This window comes from Streptosporangium sp. NPDC001559 (genome assembly GCF_042893955.1).
GTDB lineage: Bacteria > Actinomycetota > Actinomycetes > Streptosporangiales > Streptosporangiaceae > Streptosporangium.
Map to the genome: position 1 here is coordinate 481,083 of NZ_JBIAVG010000002.1, position 23,220 is coordinate 504,302.

Annotated in this window: 27 protein-coding genes; 1 reads left to right on the forward strand and 26 read right to left on the reverse strand. The window is 68.1% G+C overall.

What is annotated here, in order from left to right:
• Positions 1-12 precede the first annotated feature (12 nt).
• The 17 genes from ACFYY8_RS06220 to ACFYY8_RS06300 all read right to left on the reverse strand — a co-directional run bounded on the left by ACFYY8_RS06220 (position 13) and on the right by ACFYY8_RS06300 (position 13,741).
• On the reverse strand, positions 13-1,842 hold the full coding sequence (locus ACFYY8_RS06220) for a hypothetical protein (RefSeq protein ID WP_390037697.1): 1,830 nt from the start codon (positions 1,840-1,842) through the stop codon (positions 13-15).
• 47 nt (positions 1,843-1,889) lie between these two features.
• The gene (locus ACFYY8_RS06225; RefSeq protein WP_390037699.1) at positions 1,890-2,321 is read right to left on the reverse strand and encodes a hypothetical protein; all 432 of its coding nucleotides are present in this window, start codon (positions 2,319-2,321) and stop codon (positions 1,890-1,892) included.
• A gap of 1 nt (position 2,322) precedes the next feature.
• Entirely contained in the window at positions 2,323-2,751 is a 429-nt protein-coding gene (locus ACFYY8_RS06230) for a hypothetical protein (protein ID WP_390037701.1), read from the reverse strand.
• Positions 2,751-3,011 (reverse strand): hypothetical protein, encoded by a 261-nt coding sequence (locus tag ACFYY8_RS06235; RefSeq protein WP_390037703.1) that lies wholly within the window; start codon positions 3,009-3,011, stop codon positions 2,751-2,753. The genes ACFYY8_RS06230 and ACFYY8_RS06235 overlap by 1 nt, the downstream gene beginning before the upstream one ends.
• A 20-nt stretch (positions 3,012-3,031) precedes the next feature.
• A complete protein-coding gene (locus ACFYY8_RS06240) occupies positions 3,032-6,445 on the reverse strand; it encodes a phage tail tape measure protein (protein WP_390037705.1) in 3,414 nt (1,137 codons plus the stop codon).
• Positions 6,446-6,680: 235 nt separating this feature from the next.
• Complete coding sequence (locus ACFYY8_RS06245; RefSeq protein ID WP_386189118.1) at positions 6,681-7,193, reverse strand: hypothetical protein; 513 nt, start codon at positions 7,191-7,193, stop codon at positions 6,681-6,683.
• Between the two features lie 15 nt (positions 7,194-7,208).
• On the reverse strand, positions 7,209-7,679 hold the full coding sequence (locus ACFYY8_RS06250; protein ID WP_386189120.1) for a phage tail tube protein: 471 nt from the start codon (positions 7,677-7,679) through the stop codon (positions 7,209-7,211).
• A gap of 16 nt (positions 7,680-7,695) precedes the next feature.
• Positions 7,696-8,133, reverse strand: a complete 438-nt coding sequence (locus ACFYY8_RS06255) for a minor capsid protein (protein WP_390037708.1) — start codon at positions 8,131-8,133, stop codon at positions 7,696-7,698.
• Complete coding sequence (locus ACFYY8_RS06260) at positions 8,130-8,483, reverse strand: hypothetical protein (protein WP_390037710.1); 354 nt, start codon at positions 8,481-8,483, stop codon at positions 8,130-8,132. Before ACFYY8_RS06260 ends, ACFYY8_RS06255 begins: the two co-directional genes overlap by 4 nt.
• Positions 8,484-8,494: 11 nt before the next feature.
• A complete protein-coding gene (locus ACFYY8_RS06265) occupies positions 8,495-8,809 on the reverse strand; it encodes a hypothetical protein (RefSeq protein ID WP_390037712.1) in 315 nt (104 codons plus the stop codon).
• Positions 8,809-9,195, reverse strand: a complete 387-nt coding sequence (locus ACFYY8_RS06270) for a hypothetical protein (protein ID WP_390037714.1) — start codon at positions 9,193-9,195, stop codon at positions 8,809-8,811. Before ACFYY8_RS06270 ends, ACFYY8_RS06265 begins: the two co-directional genes overlap by 1 nt.
• Positions 9,192-10,682: a hypothetical protein gene (locus ACFYY8_RS06275; protein WP_390037716.1), complete on the reverse strand. Its 1,491-nt coding sequence runs from the start codon at positions 10,680-10,682 to the stop codon at positions 9,192-9,194. The genes ACFYY8_RS06270 and ACFYY8_RS06275 overlap by 4 nt, the downstream gene beginning before the upstream one ends.
• Positions 10,683-10,702: 20 nt before the next feature.
• Complete coding sequence (locus ACFYY8_RS06280; protein ID WP_390037718.1) at positions 10,703-10,969, reverse strand: hypothetical protein; 267 nt, start codon at positions 10,967-10,969, stop codon at positions 10,703-10,705.
• A 94-nt stretch (positions 10,970-11,063) separates the two neighbouring features.
• Entirely contained in the window at positions 11,064-11,420 is a 357-nt protein-coding gene (locus tag ACFYY8_RS06285; RefSeq protein WP_390037720.1) for a hypothetical protein, read from the reverse strand.
• Positions 11,420-11,746, reverse strand: coding sequence for a hypothetical protein (locus ACFYY8_RS06290; protein ID WP_390037722.1), 327 nt, complete (start codon positions 11,744-11,746; stop codon positions 11,420-11,422). Before ACFYY8_RS06290 ends, ACFYY8_RS06285 begins: the two co-directional genes overlap by 1 nt.
• A 2-nt stretch (positions 11,747-11,748) precedes the next feature.
• Positions 11,749-12,975, reverse strand: a complete 1,227-nt coding sequence (locus ACFYY8_RS06295; RefSeq protein WP_390037724.1) for a DUF5309 family protein — start codon at positions 12,973-12,975, stop codon at positions 11,749-11,751.
• A 61-nt stretch (positions 12,976-13,036) separates the two neighbouring features.
• On the reverse strand, positions 13,037-13,741 hold the full coding sequence (locus tag ACFYY8_RS06300) for a hypothetical protein (RefSeq protein WP_390037726.1): 705 nt from the start codon (positions 13,739-13,741) through the stop codon (positions 13,037-13,039).
• Positions 13,742-13,998: 257 nt separating this feature from the next.
• On the opposite strand from ACFYY8_RS06300, the gene ACFYY8_RS06305 reads away from it, so the two are divergent.
• A complete protein-coding gene (locus tag ACFYY8_RS06305; protein WP_390037728.1) occupies positions 13,999-14,382 on the forward strand; it encodes a hypothetical protein in 384 nt (127 codons plus the stop codon).
• Here the strand turns inward: ACFYY8_RS06305 and ACFYY8_RS06310 are convergent.
• The 9 genes from ACFYY8_RS06310 to ACFYY8_RS06350 all read right to left on the reverse strand — a co-directional run bounded on the left by ACFYY8_RS06310 (position 14,379) and on the right by ACFYY8_RS06350 (position 22,962).
• The gene (locus tag ACFYY8_RS06310; protein ID WP_390037730.1) at positions 14,379-14,696 is read right to left on the reverse strand and encodes a hypothetical protein; all 318 of its coding nucleotides are present in this window, start codon (positions 14,694-14,696) and stop codon (positions 14,379-14,381) included. The genes ACFYY8_RS06305 and ACFYY8_RS06310 overlap by 4 nt on opposite strands.
• A complete protein-coding gene (locus ACFYY8_RS06315) occupies positions 14,693-16,894 on the reverse strand; it encodes a phage minor capsid protein (RefSeq protein ID WP_390037732.1) in 2,202 nt (733 codons plus the stop codon). Before ACFYY8_RS06315 ends, ACFYY8_RS06310 begins: the two co-directional genes overlap by 4 nt.
• 199 nt (positions 16,895-17,093) lie before the next feature.
• On the reverse strand, positions 17,094-18,665 hold the full coding sequence (locus tag ACFYY8_RS06320; protein ID WP_390037734.1) for a hypothetical protein: 1,572 nt from the start codon (positions 18,663-18,665) through the stop codon (positions 17,094-17,096).
• Positions 18,666-19,538: 873 nt separating this feature from the next.
• Positions 19,539-20,810 (reverse strand): PBSX family phage terminase large subunit, encoded by a 1,272-nt coding sequence (locus tag ACFYY8_RS06325; protein WP_390037736.1) that lies wholly within the window; start codon positions 20,808-20,810, stop codon positions 19,539-19,541.
• The gene (locus ACFYY8_RS06330) at positions 20,807-21,280 is read right to left on the reverse strand and encodes a hypothetical protein (RefSeq protein WP_390037738.1); all 474 of its coding nucleotides are present in this window, start codon (positions 21,278-21,280) and stop codon (positions 20,807-20,809) included. The genes ACFYY8_RS06325 and ACFYY8_RS06330 overlap by 4 nt, the downstream gene beginning before the upstream one ends.
• Positions 21,281-21,298: 18 nt before the next feature.
• Positions 21,299-21,436 (reverse strand): hypothetical protein, encoded by a 138-nt coding sequence (locus tag ACFYY8_RS06335; RefSeq protein ID WP_390037740.1) that lies wholly within the window; start codon positions 21,434-21,436, stop codon positions 21,299-21,301.
• Positions 21,437-21,545: 109 nt separating this feature from the next.
• Complete coding sequence (locus ACFYY8_RS06340; protein ID WP_390037742.1) at positions 21,546-21,926, reverse strand: hypothetical protein; 381 nt, start codon at positions 21,924-21,926, stop codon at positions 21,546-21,548.
• Positions 21,923-22,291, reverse strand: coding sequence for a DUF6221 family protein (locus tag ACFYY8_RS06345; RefSeq protein ID WP_390037744.1), 369 nt, complete (start codon positions 22,289-22,291; stop codon positions 21,923-21,925). The genes ACFYY8_RS06340 and ACFYY8_RS06345 overlap by 4 nt, the downstream gene beginning before the upstream one ends.
• Positions 22,288-22,962: a hypothetical protein gene (locus ACFYY8_RS06350; RefSeq protein WP_390037748.1), complete on the reverse strand. Its 675-nt coding sequence runs from the start codon at positions 22,960-22,962 to the stop codon at positions 22,288-22,290. The genes ACFYY8_RS06345 and ACFYY8_RS06350 overlap by 4 nt, the downstream gene beginning before the upstream one ends.
• Positions 22,963-23,220 lie beyond the last annotated feature (258 nt).

The following is a 23,220-nucleotide window of genomic DNA, read 5'->3' on the forward strand; positions in this document are numbered from 1 at the left end:
ACCTCCTTGAGGTCAGGCGATGGCGTGGCGCCAGAGGACGGCGAGTCCGGCCGTACCGCCGGACGCGGTCGTGTAAAGCAAGGTGTTGGGGCCGGGGCCGAGCACGAAGTCCTTGACCGAGGTGGAGCCTTCGATGAGGGTGGAGAGCTTGTCGTCCCCGTCGAGGACGACGGTCCCGTGCTTCGTGTCGATCTCCAGCAGGTGCCCGTCGGGCACCGTGATGTCGAAACCGACCACGCGGTCGAGCGTGAGGTTTTCGATCTGCGGTGTCGTCGCAGGCCCCGGAATTCTCAAGATCTCTGGCGAGTCGGCGTTGCCGTTGTTCAGCACGGCCGTCTCGGCATCCTTCGGGATGACAGCGCTGTACCGGACCACGCTGTACCGGCGCGGGTCCGAGCACACCCACTGGAGGACACCCCGGGACAGGCCGAGCCGGGCCTGCCGGGTGATGGGGCCCGGCTCGCGCTGAGTGGCATGACCGTGCACCAGGTACGGCTCAGCACCGTCTAGATCCCAGATGACGAGCGAGCCGGGGTCCTCAGATGGGGAGACGCTGACGGCCATCTCCAGATCCCGGATCGCCCCCGCGATCTGCGACCTCGGAGCCTTGATGAGCGTCACCCAGGTGACGGTGCGCTCGCCGAGGTACGGCTGACCGTCATACGACCCGTGCCCGAGCGGTTGGTCAACGGAGCCGGAGATGACAGGCGGCAGGGTGCGCCACCCGGTCAGCTCCTGCCACGAGTACGGCGTGCCGGACCCGAGCAGGAATCCCTGCCACTCAGCCTGACCCGCCCTCGTGACCTTGTCGCCCGGCAGGATCGGCACGTCCACGACCGGCGACGGGACCGTGGCCTGGACGGCGACGACGCCCATGATGACGTCAGCGTCCACCCGCACCGTCGGGGCCGGGACCGTCGTGGTCGCGGTGGCGGTGGTGAGGGTGGTGCTGGCGCCTGCGGAGACTGCCGGAGCAGGGACCGCCGTGGTGGCGGTGACGGGGTCGGGGTAGACGAGCTCCGTCGGCTCGGTGCTGACGTTCGGCGTCGGGACCGAGGCGGTGACCGTGACCGGGTCCGGATGGGCGCCCACCCCCGAGGACACGGACGGGGCAGGGACCGCCGTGGTGACGGCGACCGGAGCCGGGTGAGCACCCGCGCCCGTCGACACCGTCGGAGCCGGGACCGAGGTGGTCGCGGCGACGGGGTCGGGGGTGGCGCTCGCACTGATCGACCCAGCGATGGCCACCGTCATGCCGACCGCAGTGAAAACCCCGATCGACGCCGTGAACGCCGCGGTTCCGGTGGCAGCCCCGCTCGCCAGCAGCCGCGTCGCCGAGGTGCCAGTGGCGTCCGATGCTTGCTGCTGGTCTGTCCGCTCCGTGTGGCTGGCGGGGGGCGTCCAGGTGGTGCCAGACCCGCCACCGAGACCTGCGGCGAAACGGATCAGCAGGTCGTTGGCGGTGGTGGGAGTGACGGACGGCGTGACAATGCTGGTGCTGTCCCCAGCGCTCGGGTTGACCGCGAAAACGGGGGTCGAGTTCGGGCCTCCGGGCGACCGGATGATAGAGATGTGAGTGCTGTCGGCAGCGTTCAACGTCACCGTGTAGGAGGCAGGCTCGCTCCCCCCGGTGTACTTCCACGCCAGCAAATACTTGGTACTGCTGAGGCCGCCAGACAGGACGTTCCACGTCGTGCCGCCGCTCAAGCTGATGGTGCCGTTACTGGTCCGGTACACGAACGCGACCAGCACCTCGTTCGCTGCGGTGCCGGTCGGGGCGGGGACGGTGAAGGACGCGTTGGCGCTGACGGCGCTGGACGCAGACCCGAAGTCGGTGGCCACCCGTCACCTCCTTCAGGGGAGTTGAGGGGCGGGCAGGGACAGCGGGGTTATGGGGTCCAGTCGACGGTCATCAACCCGCTGGAGTGCGGGGTGATGAGCAGGGTCCCGTCGCTGGTGTTGTAGGAGGTGCCGAGGTCGATGCCGATCATCAGCGGATCCCCGGCGAGGGCGTCGGCGTACATGTCGACGTGCCTCACACCCGACAGGGTGGAGGACGCCCACTGGACGGCGTCCGTCGAGTACTTGCTGACCCCGGCGCCAGGACGGGAGAAAGCCGTGCCCGTGACGACCTTCCCGGCGGCCGTGTATCCGGTGCCGCTGATCTCGTTCGTGCTGGAGTACCCAGTGTTCGCGTTGTAGTCAGGCGCCCGCGACACCGTGTAAAGAGCCCACTTGTGCGTCTCCGCGTCCCAGTCCAGCGCCAGCTGGGTGGTGTCGAAGATGTCCTCCATCGTGGGGAGGTAGATGCCACTCGCCATGTCAGGCCTCCGTCCCCGTCAGCGCGGCTAGCTCCCGCCGGACCACGGCCGCCTCGGTCTGCGCACGCTCCAGCTGGGCGCGCGCCTGCCCCAACGCCGTCTCCAGTTCGGCGCGCTGGGCTGCGTCTTCCTCGCCGTCCTGGTCGAGGATCGGCCCGACGAGCCGCTGCTCGATCGCGACGATCGTCGCGCCGAGCTTCGTGATCTCCTTTTCCCGCCTGAGCCACGTCCTCGTCTCGTTCAGGTGGTTCGAGGCGGCCTGCTTGCGCTCCTTCGCCGCCTGGATCGTCTCCCGGTCGCCGGAGGCGAGGGCAGCCTCATAGGCGGCCTTCGCCTCCTGGTGCTCGTCGCTGATGGGCTCCAGCTCCTCGAGCAGTTCCAGTTCGGCGCGGAGCTGTTGTGAGCCGCGCCTCACAATGCGTTTCGCCATCAGTCGCGCTCCTCACGGACCAGACCGGTCCACGGGTTGATGTGGATGTGGGGGAGGATGACGTGGGCGTCCTGGCCCGCCCACCGCATCCTCACTCGGTTGCCGAGCTCGTCGCGGATGACCTTGATCCAGTGCCCGGTCTGGGTGTCCCGGTACTCGGTCACCCGGGGTTTCACCCGGTGCGACCACCCTCGGGGGCGGGCCTGCACGGACCGGAGCCGAGCCAGGTCGGCGGGGGTGTACGCCTGTAGTCCGGCCACGCCGAACCTCCTTGGGGGTCTCAGATGTTGCCGCGCTTGAGGAAGTCGAAGCCGACCCGGTCGCCGATCCGGTTGATGTCGGCGTCCTCGCGGACCACGGTGTCGTGCATGTTGATCGTCACGCCCTTGCCGTTGCCGTAGGTGCCGGTCTCGCCCCCGGCCTCCTTGCCGACCGCGTAGTCGCCCGCGTTGGATCCGGCCACCGCACCCGCGATCGGGATCTTCGTCGTCGACGCCTTCGCGGCCTTCGCCACGGAGTCCCCGCCCAGCGTGGAAGCTGCGGAGGCGCCGGCCACGGCCTTGGTGACCAGCGCGGTGAGCGTCTCCGTGGCCGCCCCTTCCCGGGCCTGGATGCCCTGGATGAGGCCGTCGACCGTGTAGCCGCCGATCTCCGCCATCACCTGGCTGGGCGACTTGATTTTCAATTCCTTCTTGATGGCCGAGACGAGCGCCTTGGCGATTTTCGCCATTTCCGCGTCGAGCTTCTTCAGGGAATCCTGCAAGCCCTTCAAATAGCCTTCGCCCGACTTCTTGCCGACGTCATACAGGGCGTCAGCCGACGATTTACCAAGCTTCTTGGACGCCTTGTCCACGGCGGCCTGAGCCTTATTCAGCGCCTTAATTTCGGAGCCGTCGCTGCCGACCAGCATCTCAGCGAAAGACGCACCCTTTTCCACGCCCGCGTCAATGATGTCCTGCAGGACTTTTTTATTTAGGCCCTGTTTCGCCAATTTCTGAATGTCGTTGGCGAAGGAGTTTATCGCGGACGCCTTGCTTTGCAGCTGGGACGCCATGTCCCCGGCCCCGGTGATGTCCTCGGCTTTCAGGCCGGTGATCGACGCCCATTCCTCAGCCGACCCGGCGACGGTCTTCGCGTACTCCTTCGCCGCCGCCAGCTTCGCGACGAGCTCCTCGCGCTGCTTCGCCAGGGCCGCGAGCGAGTCATTGCCGCCCTTCACGAAGTCGAGCAGGCCGTCCACCACGTCCGGGCGACCCTTGAAGGCCTTCTTGATGTCCTCGACCATCTTCTCGACGGTCGAGGCCGCGTTCGTACCCTCTTTGGTCAGACCGACGACAAGACCCTGGACCGTCCACTTGCCGATTTCCTCGAAAACCTTGGACGGCGAGTGGATTCCGAGCGCATTCTTCGCAGCCGTGACCGCTGAATTCACAACGTTTCTCGCGGAATCCGCAAGCTCCCCGGCTTTCGCCCGGATTCCGTTGATCATGCCGTTGATCAGGTCGCGTCCGGCCTGGAGAAGCCAATTCCCGACATTCGCGAAAACTGTGTTTATCTTCTTGGGGAGGCCCTGCACGTACTTGATGGCGTCCTGCACGCCATCGTTAATGGCCTTGGTCATTCTGTTCCACACGGCGACTGTGTCCGAGCGCAGGTCCTCCCACCCCTTCGAAGCGGACGACTTGATAGCGGCTATGCTGCGCTTTACCTGATCCTCCGCCATCTGCCATAGGGAATCCCAGATTTTGCGGAGGCCCTCTTTCACCTCCTCCATGTCCCCGGTGAGAAGGCCTTTGGCAATTTTTATCGCCCCGCTTACCGTGCCCCAGAAACCATTCCAAATCGAAAGGAAAGTGTCTACCAGCCAGGTGACAGTGGCAATTACGTCGTCGCCGTACTCGTCCCACAGCTCCTTCGCAATGGCGAGGGCGTCGCTGATGGTTTCGCCGACCGACGACATTCCCTCCTGAAGCTTCGCTCCCCATTCGTCGATCGTGGCCTTATTCTGGGAGACCCATTCTTGGACGTCCGCGACGACGCTGTCCCAGAGCTCCCCCAGTTGAGAGGCGAACTCCTGCACCTTCTGCAGGGCGCCAGAAAACTCGAATCCGGTACCGACCTTATCGGCGAAGTCCTCAATAGCGGGAAGGACCTCACCGCCGAGGAAATTGGTCAGGTTCTGGGAAATGCCTCGCTTGAATTCCTCGATGCGATTCGACGCTGTGTCGTGCAGGGCGTCTCCGGCCCGCTTGGCGGCACCTCCGACATCATCCAAGGCGTTCGACGCCGGGCGGAGTGCCGCGAGAGCGTCGATGTTTCCGAGGTCCTCGAATTGCGTGCCAAAAAGCGCGACAGCGACTTGCTCGCGCTTCACTGGGTCGTGAATGCTGAGGATGCCGTCGAGGATCTGCTGGAAGGCCTTCTTCGCGCTGGGGCCACCGGCGAGGATCTTCTTCGACATGTCCTCCGCGTTGAGGCCGAGGGTCTTGTATGCGGCGACGCTGGAGGCCGACATGTCGACCGACCGGATGCGGAATTCTTTCAGCGCATCTCCGGCCTTATCCAATTGGATAGTGCCGCCCTCGGCCGCCTTCGCGAGAATGCCGAAAGCCTCCTGGCCGTTGATGCCGAGGCCCTTGAAGAAGACGCTGTACTCGTCGGCGGCGTCGAGGAGGTCCTCGCGGACCGCGGCCGGGACCCGCTGCAGGGAGGCGGTGATGAGGTCGAAGGCCTCGGAGGCGTTCTTCGCCATCCCGGTCTTGATCAGAATGCCGACGCTCGCGACGCTCCGATTGACGTCGATGTCGAAGATCCGTGACAGGTCGAGCGCCCGCGCCGCGGTGTTCTGCAGCGTGGACTGGCTGACCTTGCCGACATCCACCAGCGTGCTGCCCACAGCGCCCAGCGCTTCGGCGACCTCGTCCATCGAGTCGCCGTACGCCTTCACATACAGCTCACCCGCAGCCTTGCCGAGCTTCTCCGACTCCTTACCCGTCGCCCCAAGCTGCGCGACGAGCTTGGCCTTGGCGTCCTCCGCGTCGAGCGCCGAGGTGAAGCCGCTCATCAGCAGCTCACCGATTACGGCGCCCGCGGCCGCCCACCCGAGACCCTTCAGGGTGGACATGAAGCCGTCCCCAGCGGCGGCGACGCGTGGCCGGCCGGAGTCCTCGGCGCCGTCGCCGAACTCCTCACCCGACTGCTCACCTCGGCGTCGGGCGACACGGCGGGCCTCGTCCAGTCCGTCGTCGAGGCCGTCGACGAGCTGCTCCCCGGCTTCCCGGCCGACACGGTCGACGTCCCGGACCCCGGCCTGCAGGGAGTTGACGAGCTGGTCGCCCGCGCGCTTCCCGGCCTGCTGGGCGACGTCGTCGAGCTCGTCGAAAGCCGCGTCGATCGCGGCGTCGAGCTCAGCCGCGAACTGGTCGGCTTCGTCGAGCATCTCGTCGAAACTGGCGTCGAGCGCCTTGTCGAGCTGGTCGAGCTCGCGGATCGCGGAGGTGGGGTCGAGCCCGTCGCGGATCGCCTGCTCGATCTCGTCGAGCGATCGGACGACGGTGGATTCCATGCTGGCCATGGAGGACGTCGTGCTCGACTGGAGCTTGGACAGGTCCTGGCCGATAGCCCTGGTGCCGCTGGTGAAGTCGCTCTTGTCGAGCTGGGCGTAAGCGACGAGCTCGCCGACGGTCAGAGCCACGAGGGATCACCCCCTCGAGGTCAGTCGTCGTCGAACTCCGCCGTAGAGGGCGGTGTGGAAGCGCCAGGTTCGCGCTCGGCGCGCAACACCCGGAAGATGCGGCTCTTCGGCTCAGTCAGCAGACCCAAGACGCGGACGCGCAGCCATGCCCCGGTCCGGGCACGGAGCAGGCCAGGCTCGCCCAGATCCACCCCGTACGTCTGGTGGAGGTCAGCCTCGATCAGGGCCCAACGGGTTAGGAGATCTTCCCAGGTGATCCCGCTGTCCTGCGGCTCCGGGTCGTACCACTCCCGGATGCCGGTGACGGGGTCGATGGGGCCGCCGCCGGGGTCTCCTCGTCGGTCGTCTCCGAGGTCGACGTCAGTTTTGGGAGGCCGCCCTGCCACACTTCCATGGCCCGCTCCTCGCCATGCAGGTGCCAGTTCAGGGCGGTCGCGCCACACCGTCGAATCTGCGGCCACGCCGCGCCGTCGGCCACCAGCTCGTCATACACGGCACCGAGAGACCGCCGGAGGAAAGCGGCCTCAGACCGGTCGTCGAGGATCTCCTCGTCGTCGCTCTGGGCAGCGGCGGCTCTGTCGCGTACGCCGGTGAAGTGCGCGGTGAAGCGCGCCCAGGTGTCAGCGTCCATCGGCTTGACCTGGTAGACCTTGGTCTGCCCGGCCGGGCGGGATCCACGGGCGGGGAGGGGGACAGGCAGGTCGAGCGTCTCGCCCAGGGAGGCGTCGAGTTCGGGAAAGCGAGGCATAGGAGGGGGCCTTTCTTACGCTGCGGGGTTGGTGATCGCGGTGCGGGCGCCCTGGCCGCCGAGCGTGAAGTTGAAGGGCTCCAGGCCGGTGGTCGGTCCGCCGCCACCGCCGTACTGCACGGACACCAGGCCCTGCCACGCGTCAGGGGCTCCATCGCGCCGGTAGTACCGGATCTCGATGTTGGAGCCGACACCGACCAAGTTTCCGGCGTCGAGGATGGCCTGCTGGCCAGGGTCGGCGACGAAGCTGCTCGGGGAGGCGGCGTCGCGCTTCCGCTTGCCCTCGCACTCCAGCTTCCACTTGCGCTGCGTGACCTGGTCGGACCCCCACCCGTTGCTGTCGAAGTCGGAGTCGTCCTCGACGGTCGACTCGATCGTCTCCTTGAAGGACGTCATGCCCTTGACGCGCGTCCATGTGGGGGCGCCGCTGGTGCCGGTGTTGACTTCCAGCGCCCATGCGCTGGCGAGAAGGCTCTGAGTGGCCATGGTGTGATCTCTCTCCCTATCCGGGGCGGTTGCTGGTGGGGCGGTGGACGAGGAGCCGGTAGGAGTCGGCCCGCTCCCGCCGGTCGAGTCCGTCGACCCCCATGGGGGCCTGGATACGGCGGGTGCACAGGAGGATCCCGGCGGCCGGGTTCTGCCAGCCCTGCAAGGCGTCGAACGCGGCGTCGGCGATGTCGTCGACGACCCGGGGGTCCTTGGTGCCACGGATGCGCAGCTGTACGCCGATCGTGCTGTCGGTGTTGACCGGGTCGTCGGCGTCCTGGTCCACGCCGTAGCAGGCGAGGGCGATGGCCCGATCGGGCTCGGTGGGGAGGCGGCCGAACACAATCGCCGTTTCACCCTCGGTGTACGTTGGCCCGTTCAGCCGCCAGACGCCGGCGCCCGCGGCGTGCAGCTGCTCGGCGATCGCGGTGAGGATGGTGGTGGTCCAGCTCATTGGAGGGCCCGCCGGACCTGCGCGGCCACAATCTCCAGGCCAACCTTCGCCTCGGAGTCCCACGGGTCTTCCAGGTACTTCGCCTTCCGGCCACCGTCGTGCTGGAAGTCGAGGCGCTCGTGCTGGATCGTCGCGTACGGGGTGTCGTAGGAGACCGCACCGGTCAGGCTGGCCCGATCCACGGACGCGACCCCCGTCCGCTCCAGGGTCCCCTCCTCGTGGGGCACCTGCTCCCGGGAGACCTGAAGGTTGTGCTCCATCCACAGTTCCAGGCCGTCGGCCGCGGCCTCGTGCACCTGTTTGTCAAGCTTGCCGAGCCCGTCCAGCTTGAGTGTCGATCGCTGCGGCATCACGGGCCTCCCTACTGGAGTACGACCTCGAGGTGGTCGGGGACGGGGAGCCCTCCGCCGTCGCGCCGCGCGGCCGTGATGACGGTGCTGGCGCGGTCGCCGATGACGACCCGGGACCCGGCCGGACAGGTCGTGTCGAGCGGCATGAAGATGGTCGTCTCGCTGATGACCTCGGCGCCCTCGGCGTCGCGCACCAGGCGGCGCTTGGCGTCGACGAAGCAGCGGACGGCCACCTGCTCGCCGTACTCGGGGCCGAACGGACCCTCCCCGGTGAGGGGCTCGATGAGCACCTGGTGGCGGAGGAGCCAGTCGGGGATGGCGCCCATCAGCAGCTCCAGGTCTGGGGTGCGTGGCCGGTGAGCCCGGCGGCCTGGAGGACGGCGTAGGCCTGCGGGGCGAGACCGGATGTCGAGGCGCTTCCGTTGTTCGTGCCGCCACCCGAGGATCGGCCGCCGAGCGTGACGGATCCGATCGTGACGGTGCTGTAGACGGGGGTGACGCCGGACCCGTCCTCCCCGGCCGTGGCCCACGCAGCCACCTGCTCGCACGTGGCTTCCCGGAGCGCGGTCTGCACCGCGACGTCGTCCGGGTCGTAGACAGCGCACAGCAGCGCCTGACCAACCAGGCGGGACGCCCGGGTAAGGAGTAGAGCGGCGTTGGCCGGGGTGGGGGAGACGTAGCCGACGAGGTCGTCCACGGTCGCGTACGTCATGTCACCCCCACAAGGGACAGGTAGGTGGTCTCGGTGCCGTAGCTGGCCGGGTTGAAGGAACTGGGCAAGTCCCCGCCGCCCGCGCCCGTGTAGAACGCCCGGCGCGGCCCCGAAGCGGACGGGCCTCGGCAGAACCAGCTCGATTGCGCATCGTTCGCGCTCGCCGGGTACGGCATGACCACATTGGTCATGCCACCGAAGATCAGCAGAACGTAGGCCATGCGCGGCGTGCTCTGGGCGGCGATGGGGCCGCCGACGAGGGCCCCTCCGCGCCACCCTGCGGCCGTCCACAGCGTGGAATCGTCCGCGGTCGCGTCGACCAGGACCCCTTCATCGGTGTAGAGACCGAGTCTGTTCGGGACCGCGCTGGCCGCGTAGGTGCCGCCCGCCCGCACAGCCGCCCAGAGACGGGTGATGGTGACCCCGGCGGGGATCTCCATGCGGCTGCCCAGGATCGTGTTGGCCGAGGCGCCGGACCCCAGCATGAAGGTCTCGGGATCGCCGGACGCCGCGAGCAGGCCGTACGCGGACAGGGGGTAGACGGGGCCGCCACCCGACCCGCCACCGCCGCTCGGGGGGTCCACCCACTGGAGGCCGGACGCCTGACCGGAGGCCGCGCTGAGCAGCTGCCCGTCGGTGCCGACCGGCAGACGTCCGACCGTCGCGGCTCCGGCGCCGTACAGGAGGTCGCCCTTCGCGGTCACCGTGCTCTTCGGCACGGCGCCGACGATCCGCGCATCATCCCCCGCAGCGACGGTCTCGGAGGCCGTCCCGACCGGCAGCCGGGCCACCGCGAGGATCCCCGAGGTGATGTCCCCACCTGCATGGGAATGGGCCGTCGGGGCGTAGGAGGCGGCCCCCTCGGAGGCCGTCACGTACTGCGGGTGAGGGTCAGCGGCGCCGGTGTGCGAGGTCATCAGCGACGAGGCGGTGCCTGCCGGGTCGTAGACGCCGGTATGCGTGTGACCTGCGGTTGCGGCCCCCACATCGGCGGCCGTGAGGGTGACGACACCCGTGCGACCGTTCACCGAGGAGACCGCGTCCCCGCCCTGTCCAGCAGGCAGCTGGCTCGTGGGGACGAGCCCGTCCGCGCCGAGGGAGGGGTATCCGTTGGGCTGTCCGCGCTGACTCGTCCGCTCGTACCGGGCATCTCCAGATGTGACTGTGAGACCCACGTCGGCCCGTACGCCTGGAGTGCTTATCAGCACGTCAGCGACATTGTGTTCCCCTGTGGCGGGGACAGTGATGGTGTGCCGCCGCTCACCCTCGGACACCACGTAGTGGGCGCCGTCAGGGTAGGCGAGCGACTCCGTGGGGGTAAGCGTGAGACTCCACGTTCCGTCGGCCGCGGAGGCTGTCGCGACCTCCTTGACGATCTCCCCGCCCCCGGCGAGGAAGCCTGACGCGGCGACGAGGTGCGCGGTCACCTGCACACCGGAGACCGGCGCCCCGCTGGCGTCCTTGACCGTGTTGGTGATGGTGGTCACCGCACACCTCCAGTCGGGTGTTACCGGGCGCGGATCCAGGCCAGCGCGTCCTCGACGATGTCGTCGATCGCGGCCTGCGTGGTGGTCGCGGCGTGGATGGTCGCGGGCGGAGCCATCACCCGCACGCCGTCGTCCTCGCCGACGATGACGATGGTCAGCTCCGGGTCCACTCCGCCGGGCCTGCCCGCGAGGCCAAACAGCACCTCGTGGTCGACCACCTCGCTGGGGGCGGCCTGGTTGGTGATGGCGGTGGCCACCATGGTGGAGACGGGGTCGGTCAGGCGCACAGAGCGTCCTCTCAGAAGTCAGGGGAGGGGTGTTGGTACGCGGGCGGGCGGCCCCCCTCCAGCACCGCCCACCCGCGCGCTCAAGGAACGCCTGTCAGGCGTCGAGTACCGCCGCCGTGATGCTGGCCGGGGTGGTGCCCACCCAGTTCACGTGCACGGTGCCGTCGGGCTGCCGGAACTCGGGGCCGAACGGGCCGAACAGCTTGTAGGCGCCGGCGGGGATCGCGTTGGCGGTCAGGTCGCCGATCGGCAGCGCCTGCCGTCCGACCGTGCCCGGGGTGAGGAAAGTGGGCGTGACGCTGGAGTCGTCGCCGTTCATGACGTACAGCAGCCGGTGCTCACGCCACGGGAACGAGTTGCCGTCGGTGGCCTCGATGGGGCCGTCGACCGCGGTCGGGTCGACGCCCATCTCGGTCAGGGTCGTGCTGGCGGTGATGGCCGTACGCGCCATCAGTCCTCCTCAGGGTCGGGGTCGATCTGGTCGGCCAGGCCGATGAGCTCGGTCTTGGTGAGGCCGTCGGCGATCGACCGGTCCATGCCGTGCCCGACCGCCCACCCCACCCACGCCGCCTTGGGCGCGGACTGGGCAGGACGGCCGGCGGGCGGTTCGCGGCGGCCCTCCTCGGTGATGCCGAACACGTCCGGCACCTCACGCAGCGCCGCCGCGACTTCGGGGTCGTCCACCACGGCCCGGCCGCCCCGAAACTCGACCAGGCCCTTCGTGGTGTGGATCGGGACGTCCCCCTCAGGGAAGCGCCCGCAGCGGAACACAGCCACGGCTACGCGACCGGCGCGGGGTAGCCGACGTGCAGGACCTTGCCGTGCTTGCGCTTGTTGCCGTACTTCAGGCCGATCTCCCCGTAGATCTGAGACTTCTCGGCCGAACCCGACTTGGAGAGCGGCTCGACGAAGAAGTGGCCCTTCCCGGGGATGGTGAGGAACTGGGGCGCGCACTCCTCCAGGCTGACGATCTGCAGCGCGCTCGACGGCATGTGCCGGTTCAGCATGATGTTCAGCCGACCGAAGTCCGTCTCGAACGTGGTCAGGCTGACACCACCCACGCTGCGGGTCTGCTCCTGGTAGTTCTTCCGCGTGATGAACAGCTCCGTCAAGCCGCGCTTGAGGAGGGCGTTGCACATCAGGGTCGCGGTCTCCGACACCTGAATGCCGCCGTTCTCCCACACCGTCTGCATGTGGGACAGGACGATGTCTTCGGTCAGCGGCGTCACCTTCCGCACCACGGCGCCGCCGTCCGTGGCGAATGCGATCGCGGTACCGCCCGCAGACTTGGCGAGCTGGAACGTGTTCGTGTCCTTGTTGACCACGAAGTAGTGCTGGTTCTCCTTCACGACGCCGACCGCGCCGCCCGTCAAGGACGTCAGGGACACAACGTCGCCGTTGTTCAGGCCATGCGCCGCGATGGTGGCCTTCTCGTCGTCGGCCTCGATTACGGCGGTGCCGATGCTGGTGCCCTGAGTGGACACGTTGACATCGGTGGCCTCCATGATGCCGCGCGTCCTGCGCGCCGTGGAGTTGTCGCCCGGGTTGTTGAACGTGCCGACGATGAAGGACCGCTCGACGTCGCGGGCGATCTGCTCCATGTGACGGGCCAGCTGCCAGTCCCACTCGTTCATCACGGGGTTCGACCCGGCCACGCCGACGGCCCCCGGGTTGTTCGACCCGGTGCTGTTGTACTGGCCGGTCGCGGCGAGCTTCGTGTACGAGATCTCCAGGGTCTCCTGGTGGATCTCCAGCACGTTGTGCTCGGTGTAGCGAGCCCGCGCCTCCCCGGTGGGGGCGTTCGCACCCTCCACCCGCTGCCTGGTTTCGTCCGGGTCACGCAGGTCGTACCCAGACCACGGGAAGAGCGTGGCGTGGACCGCCTCGCCGCCGGTCAGCCCGCCGATCGCGGACAGGAACGGGGTGTCGGTCGGGGTCGCGGCGAAGAGCTCGCCGACGAAGTTCGGCAGGTTGAAGGTGGTTCCCTGCCCGGTGATACCCGCCATTGGGGTGTCGTCCTCTCGGTGAGGTCGGGCAGGCGCGGAAGTGCTGCCTTGCCCTGGTCGTCTACTCGGTGGTGAGGCTCAGCTGGTGGAGCTGGGCGGCCTTCAGGCGGCGCGCGGTGGCCCAGTCGCCCTTGCCTTCGGCCTCGCGGATCTGCTCGTGAATGGTTTTGGGTGGGGTTCCGCCGCCGTTGCCGCCGCCGAAGTCGCCGCCTGAGGAAGGCGGTACGGGGGGCGCCTGCGGTGCGGGCGGCGCGGTCGCGGCCTGCTGGGCGGCCATCCACGGGTTCGCCTGCAGCACGGCCTGGATCACCTCGGCCAGCCGGGTCGGGAAGTCCTCGGCGTTCGGGTCGAGGGTCCTCGCGCGGTCGCTGAAGGCGACGGAGCCGAGGAGGGCGTCAGGGTTGACGCCGTGCGCCGTCGCGGTGGTGTACGCGTGGCGGAGCACCGTCTCGGAGCGGGCCGTCGTCCTGTACTTCGCGGACTCGTCCCGCAGGTCGCGGATGTGCTTCTGCCACTTCTGAGGGAGCTTCGCCAGGTCCTCGGCGTCGTCGGCCGGAGCGGTCGGCGCGGGCGGCATCCACGTGGGTGGCTGCGGGACCGGCGGCGAGACAGGGGGAGCAGTCGGCGAAGGCGCGGTCGGCGCGGTGGGCGGTGTGGGCTGGCCGCCTTCGGGAGCGGTCTCAGATCCGCCAGCCTGCACGCGGATGGGGCCGCGTCGGCCGTAGCCGATGATCGCGCCGGGGGTCGTCGGGATGGGTGTGGTCATGCGGACCCTCCTGGGGAGCGCGGGGGTGGTGGCCGGCACCTGGCCGGGCCGAGATGGTTGGACCGCTCCGGGCGGTCTCGGTTGAGCAACCATCCCGAGGAGTCCGGGATGGGGGGTTTGGGGTGGGGCGTATGGTGCGCGGCATGCACCCTCAACAGCCCCCGCAGGGGTCTCCGCCTGGGTTACCGCGCACGCAGCCGATGTACGGGCCGCCCCCGACGGGCCCGCACGGTCAGCCTCCGAAGAAGGCGCCGAACATGAGGTTGATCGGACTGGCCGTGGCTGGCGGAGCCCTCGCCCTCCTGATCGGGCTCGTTTTCCTCCTCGGAGGGAACGGCCAGGAGAAGGCGACGGCGAGCGCCTCGCCAAGCACGACGCTGCCTGCGGCGCCTCATGTTCCGACACCGTCCGGCGCCGAGCGTGACGCTTACCTCGCCGCGCTGCGAGCCATCGATCCTGGCCTGGTGGAGAAGGAGGAGCGGGCGGTGCAGCGTGGCCGGAACACCTGCCTGGACGTCTTGGAGAAGAAGACCACGGAGCAGGTCACGGCGAACACCAGGATCCGTTTCACTGGGGCGGTCGCGGTGGACGCGGAGCAGGCGCGGCAGATCGTCGAGGCCGTGAAGGCCTGGTGCCGTTAGAGGCGGAGCTGGTAGGTGGGCTCGTACAAGACCGGGTCGAGCAGCTCGGCCGCGGGGATGTCGCGCTTGTGGCACTCGGCCATGACGGCCCAGACGTACGCGCCCGCCTGCACCCCGGCGGGCCCGGCCTGCTCGTCGGGCCGGAATCCGGCGGCGTCCGCGTCGTCGGTCCAGACCTGGCCCAGCAACGTGTCACCGTCGTAGAGCGGCGCGCGCCGTACCGGCCCAGCAGGGGCGGAGGAGTAGCCCGGCGCGGCCGCCGTGGCGGGGCCGGGGATGACCCCGGCGTCAGTCCACCGCTCGTGCCTACTCATTTCGGATATCCGTTCTCGAATCCCTTGTCGGCATCCCCGTAGGGGTCCGGCTTCCAGTCTGGTCCTGGCGTCCAGTCGTCCGGCACGACCTCGACCTCTATGTGCCAGGACTTGCCGACCTTGTAGACGGCGTGGACGACGTAGTGGGTGCCGCGCCGGAGGATGACCTCCCGCTCCTCAGTACCGTACTCCGAGATGGGCATGACGTTCATGACTTCGTGGCCCTTGGGGACACGCAGCATGAGGTAAACGTCTCCGTCGAACGCAGGGTTCCAGCCGACGCTCGTCGACATGTAGCCGTGTTCGGGGAAGACCTTCCCCACCAGGGCTTCCATGGTCTCAGGCTTTTTCACGCTCGCGCCGAGGAACCGGGCGAAATCGCTGCCGAGGCCGCGGTGGACGACCACGCTCTCGGGAAGTTTCGACTTCGCGAACGCGGCGTCGAGGTCGGCCAGGAGCTGGTCGTACTTGGCTCGCTGTGTGCTGACGATGTTGCCGCCGCGCAGGCCGTGGTTGACCAGCATGTAGTCGGCCCCGGTGTAGCCGCGCAGCGCTTTCTTCTCGGCGTCGGTGAGGTCGGCAGGCATGGGGAGGTTCTCTTTCGCCCACTTCAGGCCTGCCCGGTTGCTGGTGTGGCGGAGGCCGTGCCGCATGCCTGGGGCGACCTGGCGGGCGGCTTCCTCCGCTGCCCGTCGGGCGGCCTCTTCGGCTGCCCGGCGCGCGGCCTCGGCGGCGGCGCGTTTCGCGGCTGCGAGAGCTTCCGCTTTCGCCTTGGCCTCGGCCTCTGCTTTCTTCTTCGCTTCGGCTTCGGCCTTCGCCTTGGCTTCCGCCTCTTCCTGGGCCTTCTTCGCGGCAGCCTCTGCCTCTGCTTGGGCCTTGGCCTGCGCTTCGGCTTCCGCTTTCGCCTTCTCCGCCGCCTGTGCCTGTGCTTCGGCCTCGGCTTGAGCCTTCGCCGACTTCGCCTTCTCCGCCTCGACATCCACCGCCAAGGAAGGAGGAGGCGCTGGAGCGGTCGGCGCGACCGGGGCCGGCGACAGGTCCGTGACCGGGCCACCCTTCGGCCCACCAGCAGGCGGGACGTTGCCCGCGCCGACCTGCTCCCGGTACGGCAGCCTCTTGAGGTCGGGGTGGGCCTTGAGATGCTCGCGGAGCCGGGCCTGCTCGGTGCGGACCTTGGCGGCCTCGACCTTCTTCGCCTCCGGGGTGAGCGCGGCGAGCTGCTGCTCCTTCGCGGCCCGGATCCGTCGCTCCAGGTACCGCTGGCGCTGTCGGGCGACGTCGCCCTCAGGGTCGGCGGTCGCGGTCGCGGTCTTGAGCTTGGTGACGCCGGGAAGGTACGCCGACGCCGAATGCCTGCAGTTCGGGTGGAACAGGCCGCGAGCGCGGGCCTGGTCGAGTGTCGCGACGACGGTCACCTCGACGGTCTCGCCGTCCTTCGTGGCGTGCGGGACGCGGATCTTTCCGATCGGCCCGGGGTTCCGCCGGAGCACCTTCGACTCGAAGGGGCGGCAGACCTTGCACTCCTGGGTGTTGTCGGAGATGACGACGAGGTCGATGCCGACGGTGGCGAGGCGGTCCATCTGGCCTTGTACGGCGGCGCGCTGGGCGTTGGTGCGGCCGATCATCTCCGCGTAGCTCGACAGGCGCCACCGGCGGTTCGCGCGGTCCGTGAAGTCGACGATCCCCTGGTCCACCAGGCGGGCCCACGCGGCCTGTGACGCCTGGCGTCGGGTGGCGGTGCCGAGGGCGATCCGGGCTGCGACGGCTGCTTGCACCCGCCGGTACGCGTCTTCGGGGGCGCGGAGGATGTTGCCTTCGACGACGCCGAGGTCACGGTGGAGCGCGTTGGCGATGTTCTCGATGATCGCGGCCCCGGGCGTCTGCTTCATCGCGTCGCGGGCGTCGTTGCGGATTGCCTTGCTGACGGGCAGGCCGGTCAGAGCGGAGGCACGGCCGTCCCGGTACGCCTGCCGGATCGCCTCCTTGACCGTGGCGCTCTTGGTTTTCTGGAGGCGGTCGTAGACGGCGGCCGCGGCGGCCCTGAGCTTCCGGACCGCGTCCAACTTGGTTTCGGCCGTGGGCGCGATGAGGTCCTTCTTGAGTTCGTCGGCGACCGTCTTGATGAGGCTGGCCTCGACCTCCCGGTAGAGGTCGGCGACGGAGGCGGCTACTTGGTCGAGGAGGTCCTGGTCGACCACGAGAAGGACCTCCTCGTAGGCATGAATCCAGGATCAGAAGATGCCGATCGGAGAAGTGCCCGTCCCCGGGTAGCAGACGCGATGGCCTGCTACCCGAGGAACGCTGTGGCCCAGCTGCAAGGACTATGAGGTCGACTTGAGCAACTGGTTTGCCGTCTGAGAGAACCGTAGCCGACGGCGGTTTCCGATGTGGCGACTTTCAGCGAGAACTCTCAGGTGTCTGAGGCCCGTCCTGCCCTTCGGTCCCCGGGTCCCCGCCGCTGTCCGGGCCCGTCATCTCGTCGGGGAGGGCGAACGGGTCGGGGGCTGGCTTCGGTCGGGCGTCGGCGATCCGCTCGACCTCGGCCTGCACCTCGGTCTCGTCCCAGTCGGGGTGCACCATGCGGACCAACGTCTCGTCGCTGGCGGCCTCGGCCTGCCGGAGGAAGTTGACGGTCTGGGCGAGCTGCAGCATGTCCGGCACCACGCTGTCGGCCAGCACGATCGACGGTCTCTCCGGGGTGATGTTCGGGGAGAAGCCGAGCGCGACCTCCAGCTGCAGGTGCATGTCGAGCATGGTCTGCAGTTCGGGGATCGTGTACAGGCCCTTGACGCCGCGCGTCGTCAAGGATCGGCGTTCCTTCGCTGACACCTCGGTCGCGGTCTGCGCGACCTCACCGTGCAAGCCGAAGGACTGTGAGGAGTAGCCGGATGCGCGGAGGATCGCGTCGAGGATTTCCGCCTGGGTGTCCTTGTGTTCCTGCACGCGGATCGCGAACTGGCTGATGGAGATCTCCATGCGGTCGTCGCCGCCGAGGACGTTCATGGCCTCGTAGATCTCACGGTTCGTGTCGAAGAACGCGCCCTTCCCGGGGCCCTGGCTCTGCAGGTAGGAGGAGGGGACGTGGATGCGGCCCAGGCCGTTGCGGATGTCCCGCATCCATGACGTCCACGTCTCGTCGAGCTTGTCCATCAGCCCGATGATCGCGTCGTCGTAGTCGGACCGGCCGAGCGGCGCCCCTGGGGGGTAGTGCCGCCACATCCGTTGCGGCCGCATGTTCGGGACGTGCACCGCGGTGCACCGAGGCAGCTTCGTTTCGACGACGGGCGAGAGGTCTTTCGTCTCCGGGCGGGAGGTAAGCGGCACCTGGTCGCCGAGGCTGCCGGGTGAGCCGCGGTACAGCCCGTTGAGGATGTAGCCCGGCTCGTGGCGTTCCAGGTGGATGAGGCATTCGGTGTCGTCCTGCTGGATGATGCGCCAGAAGGTGGCGGCGTACAGGCGTCCGTGCCGCCACTCGGGGACGCACGCGTCGGCGTGGACCGCGCTGATCCATGGCTTCTCGGCGACGGCACGGTCCCAGACGCTGCGCAGGTAGTAGGAGCCGAGCGCGCCTCCGACTTCGGCGCCTTCTAGGAGGGCGGCCTGAAGGGAGGGCAGGAGGTCGTTGATGCGCGCCTGGGTGGCCGCGTTCTCCACGGTGATGGTGGGCGGCTCGGAGTAGAGCAGGGTGGCGCCCATGGTGGCGAGGTCGGATGCGGCGGGCAGGTGGACCTTGGCTTGCTTCTGGCCGGCTGGTGTGGGTTCGCCCCAGAACCAGCGGGCGGCCTTGCCGAGGATGCCGCCGCGGTACTGGCTGGGGCGGTTGGCGGGGAGGCCGTGGGCGGCGGGGTCGCCGTATAGGTCGGCGAGCCGGTCGGGGTCTCCGCGGTACCAGGCATCGAGGACGCTGTAGTGCTGGTAGATGGGGTTGAGGTGTTGGGGCGGCCAGGTGCCGCCGCTCGGCAGCGGCATGCAATGTCCTTTAAATTTCAATCAGGGAAAATGTGACGCACATCACAGCACAAGTTTCGGTTGCTGAGTGCAGGTCAAGGAACCGTCGACAGGGTGAAGCCGAAGGCGGAATGTCCGATTTGTTACGGCATCCCAACCGGTCATATACGGCATGACCGAAAACGTGTTCGCCGATTGATCGGGCCAGATGCGACCGCGGGAGGGCTTTAGGCTTGATCTATCGCCAACCCAAGCGATTCGTCCTGAACCGGTCGGCTGTCCCATGGGATCGACCGGTTACGACCCAGTTCGGTCGATCCACCGAAGTCACAGTCCTGGGCCGTGAAGGGATGGGTCGTGACACGAGGTAAGCGACGTCGCCAGGCGGGCGGTGGTGAGTGGATCGCGCTCGCGATGCGGGCGGTTCTTATCGCCATCGATTGGCTGGTTAATGGGGGTGGGGCCAGGTAGTCGACCCTGGCCCTCCCTCACCGGGGCTCCGCACTTCTTGCTGACAGGCTGAGTGCGGGGCCCTCTCCGTCTCTCGTCATGCTAGCCCCTATGGCCTGAAGTTTGAACCATTGTGGATCTTGAAGTCAACTACCGGGAATTCATGTTCCCGAAGGTTACGGCTGAGTAGAGCAGTGCTCACGAAACCTAGAGCCGTGTGAAACGCGAAAGGCCAGACGCGAACGCCTGGCCTTTCGGTGGTGGAGACTTTCTGGGCCCAACCGTGCCCCATCGCTGTCGCACCATTGCTGGTGAGCCGGACCCCTGGGGGCCGTTCCGGGGTAACCCGATGCGCGGAATGGGTGCCCCACCGGAGGACTTCGCGGACGACTTTACCCGGTCAAATAGGGTGGCGTTCTGAACTTGAAAGGATTTCTTTCAGGTTCAGGCGGCCTTGCTCGGCTCAGCGAGCAACGGCCCCCAGATCGCCCTCGTCGTCCGCACCCCATACCGGAGCGCGTCCACACCGTGGTCACCGATCTTGAGGGGCTTATCCTCACCCTTCTCCGACGCGTCCGGGTCCCACGCATAGCCGGGAATTTCCCGGATCAGCTCGGGGCAGGCCGCGGAGACGAGGAGTCGGCCGGTCGCGAACAGGGACGCGGTCATCCTGATCCCGTCGACGACCTCGTTGTCGGCCAGCGTGCTCGTCCAGCCGTCGCGGTGCAGCTGCACACGGAACGACTTCGCCGAGGGGTCGACGATGATGTACTCCGGGGTGATGCCCAGGCCGGTGATCCAGGCGCGGAGCCGCTCGGAGTACTCGGCGTCCGTCAGCGACCCGCGTTGCTTCTTGGAGTCCCACCGCCACTCGTGCCCGACGTACAGGCGGCCGTCGACGCCGAGGCCGATGAGGAGGGCGTGGAGCGGGTTCGTGGTGCCGTAGTCGAGGGCGAGGCACAGCCACCGTGCGATGGCCGGTAGTTGCTGGACGACGTGGCGGGCCGGGTCCCACGCTTCGTAGATGACGCCCTCGGCCAGACACCACTCGCCGAGGATGAGGCGCCGGTAGAAGAGCCCGGTGAACTCCGAGGAGACGTCGGCGACGTACTGGGCGGTGAGGCTCGGGTTGTCGGCGAGCTTGAACGAGAACCGGTGCAGGTTGAGGGCATCGGAGTTCTCGTTGCGGTGGAGCTGGCCGTCATGGTCGAGCCACAGCGCGGCCCGGTCGAGGTAGCCGACCTTCAACCAGTGCTGTGGGCCGTCGGGGTTCGTGGTCACGAACAGCTGCGCGCCGGGGATCGACAGTCGGGTGAGGAGCATGACCCAGAAGCTCTCCGGGATCGTCGAGGCTTCGTCGACGTACGCCCCGACGAGGGACAGGCCCCGGATCTTGTCCTCGGACCCCTCGTTGTAGGCGCCGGCCACGTAGATGACGCGGCCGAGCAGGTGGAGCTCTCCGGCCCCGGCGACGAACTTGCACCGCTTCTCGCCGAGCATCTCGACGAGGGGGTCGATGATGTTGCGCTTCAGGGTGCGTTCGGTTTTGCCGACCATGAGGAGCGGCCCGGCGGGGGCGGTGCGGACGAACTTGAGCCACTTCATCAGCGAGCTGATGGTCTTCGACGAACGGACGCTGCCGTCCCACACGTTCAGGCGGGCGGTCGCCAGGTGCACGGACTCACGCTGCTTGCCGACGAGCGGGGCGACGATCACAGGCCCGTCATCCCTTCCAGCCACTGGTCCACGGCCGCGTGCGACTCGCCGGAGTTGTCGTGCTTCTCGACGGCGAGGTGCTTGTCGATCGCGGTCGCCGCGGACACGATCAGGTTCCGCTTGTCGGCCGTCGGCGGCTCGGGCAACTCCTTGGAGTTGAAGGTGTTGTCCTTACCGCCGAAGTTCCAGATGAGCGCGGGCCTGTGGAGGTCGTCGAGGAACCGGTTCGCCTCCTCGAGGAAGCGGCGCGATGTGGTGGCGCGCAGCGCGGCGTTGTCGGCCTTCTTCGCCTCTGTCGCGTTTTTCGTCTGCGTCCGGTCGAACGCGGTGGTTACGCCTTCGTCGCGGGCGATCTTTGAGACGGTGGAGGGGCTGACGCCGTGTTGGCGGGCGATCTCGTTGCGTTTGCCGCCTGCGTGGATGCTGTCGAGGATGGCGTCGCGTACGTCGTCCGGGATCCGGGGAGGCAATGGCCACCTCCCGGGGAACTACAGCCTGCGAGTGCGGTACTGGCCGCATCGGCAGCGGTCGAGTTCAACCGTGACGAAGGCGTTGCTCAGGCTGTCGATGAGGGACCAGCGGTGCGTGTGGAGGCGTTCGAAGAGGCGGGCGACGGAGTTGAGCACGTCGGCACCTTCCTGGATACGACGAAGCCCCGCGCGGTGGCGGGGCTGTTTTCGCGCATGCTACGCGTACGCCTGTGGATAATAGTGGTTGCTGCTGGTCAACGCAAGATCACCCCTGTGAGGACCCGTACGGCTTCATCGGGTCGAGGTACTTCGCGGCCCGGCCCTGTATGTCGGTCTCGGTGGGTTCACTGCCTCTGACGAGCCACACCCGGGTCCTCTGGATCGGGGCCTGCTCCTGCTCCCACGCGGACACGATTTCGATGTCGTGGGGCAGGATGCCGTCGAGGTGGGAGAGGACGTCAGGCATGGCGAGTTCGTCGGACACGTTGTCGGTGTCTCGGTCGGCGAACGTGATCCACGAAATCGTGTCCTCGTTCGGGAGCGCGTAGACCTGGCGGAAGTGCTTGCGCAGCTCGGCGACGAAGAGAGTTTTCGCTTCGTGGGGTGCGTAGAGGTGCTGGGTGACGTGGGTGTGCCGCCAGGTCATGGCTGCCACTCTTGGCGGTAGTCGGGGTGATCGGCGTACGGCAGGGCAAGCCGACGAAGGACCGCCGAAGCTGTGCCGGATGCCGTCCACGTGGTAGGGAAATCGTCCTTCTCATCCCACAGTTCAGCAATGATCGATCGCTTGGCCTCGACCTCGTGCAGCACGCGGGCCGGATCGAATCGGGTCACGTAGTCGTTGAATCGACGGGCTGCTCCCGGTTCCCATCCTGCGTCCTCCAGGTTCACGATGCCGCCCGCGTACGAAGGATCAGCAGGTTCGTCCTCGTGAAGCTGAGCGCCAATGTCTGCCGCCTGCTCGTCCTCGTCGAGACGCGCCTTTAAGAAGGCAATCAGGTCGCCGCTCATGAGGCGATCCTCCCACGTTCCTCGGCGGCCTGGAGGTGGCGGGCGAGGCGCGCCCAGTCCTGCACGGGCCACACTGGCCGGCCACCCCACCACGTCCCTACCTCGCGGGCTGGAGGCTCACACACAGCTCCTGATTCGCACACGATGGCGATCATCCCTCCGGGGAGGTCGCGGACGCGCCACGCGGCCTCCTGGCGGCACCAGGGGCACGTCACGTCGAGGCGCTGCCCGGCGTAGACCATGGACAGGGCGTGAGCGACCCGGTCCACCATCTGACGGGCGGTGGGCGCTGCCCACTCGACGAGGTCGTCGGGGAGGCGCCGGGCAGCGTAGAGCAGGTACGGGCGGGCGTCGAGCTCGCCGGGGCCCGGCGGGGGGAGCGGGCTGTCGCCGGTGGTGTGTGCGACGGCGGCCGCGAGGTCGTCGGCGTGCACGAGGAGGTCGAGCACGGTGGACAGGATGGTCACGTCCACCGGGGCGGGGGACGCGCCGAGGGTGAGCAGGCTGCGCTCGAACCGTTCGATGCGGGCTTGCTCGTCGCGTTCGGCGATCGCTTCGGGGGTGAGGTCCATTTGCCGCCACGGCCGGGGGGTTCCGGGGAGGCGTGCCTCGAGGAGGTCGGGCCAGTATTCGGCTACCCATTTGAGGTCGGCCACGATTTCTTCTCTCATTGCGGTCTCCTCAGAATGGCGGGGTGTCGGGGATCGGCTCGCCATACGGGATGACGAGTACGACGGGTGCGGGCCTGAATTGCGGGGGGCGTGCTCCGGGTGGGCATTTGTGGGTGGCGACCACCGGGTATTTGCGGGGGGCTTGGATTCTCCATTCGTGTCGCCAGATCAGGTGGGGTTTCCGTGGGAGGCCGAGCGGCTGCACGTCGTAGGTCATCTGTCCGGCCATGAGGGCGGCGAGTTCACCTTCAGGGTCGA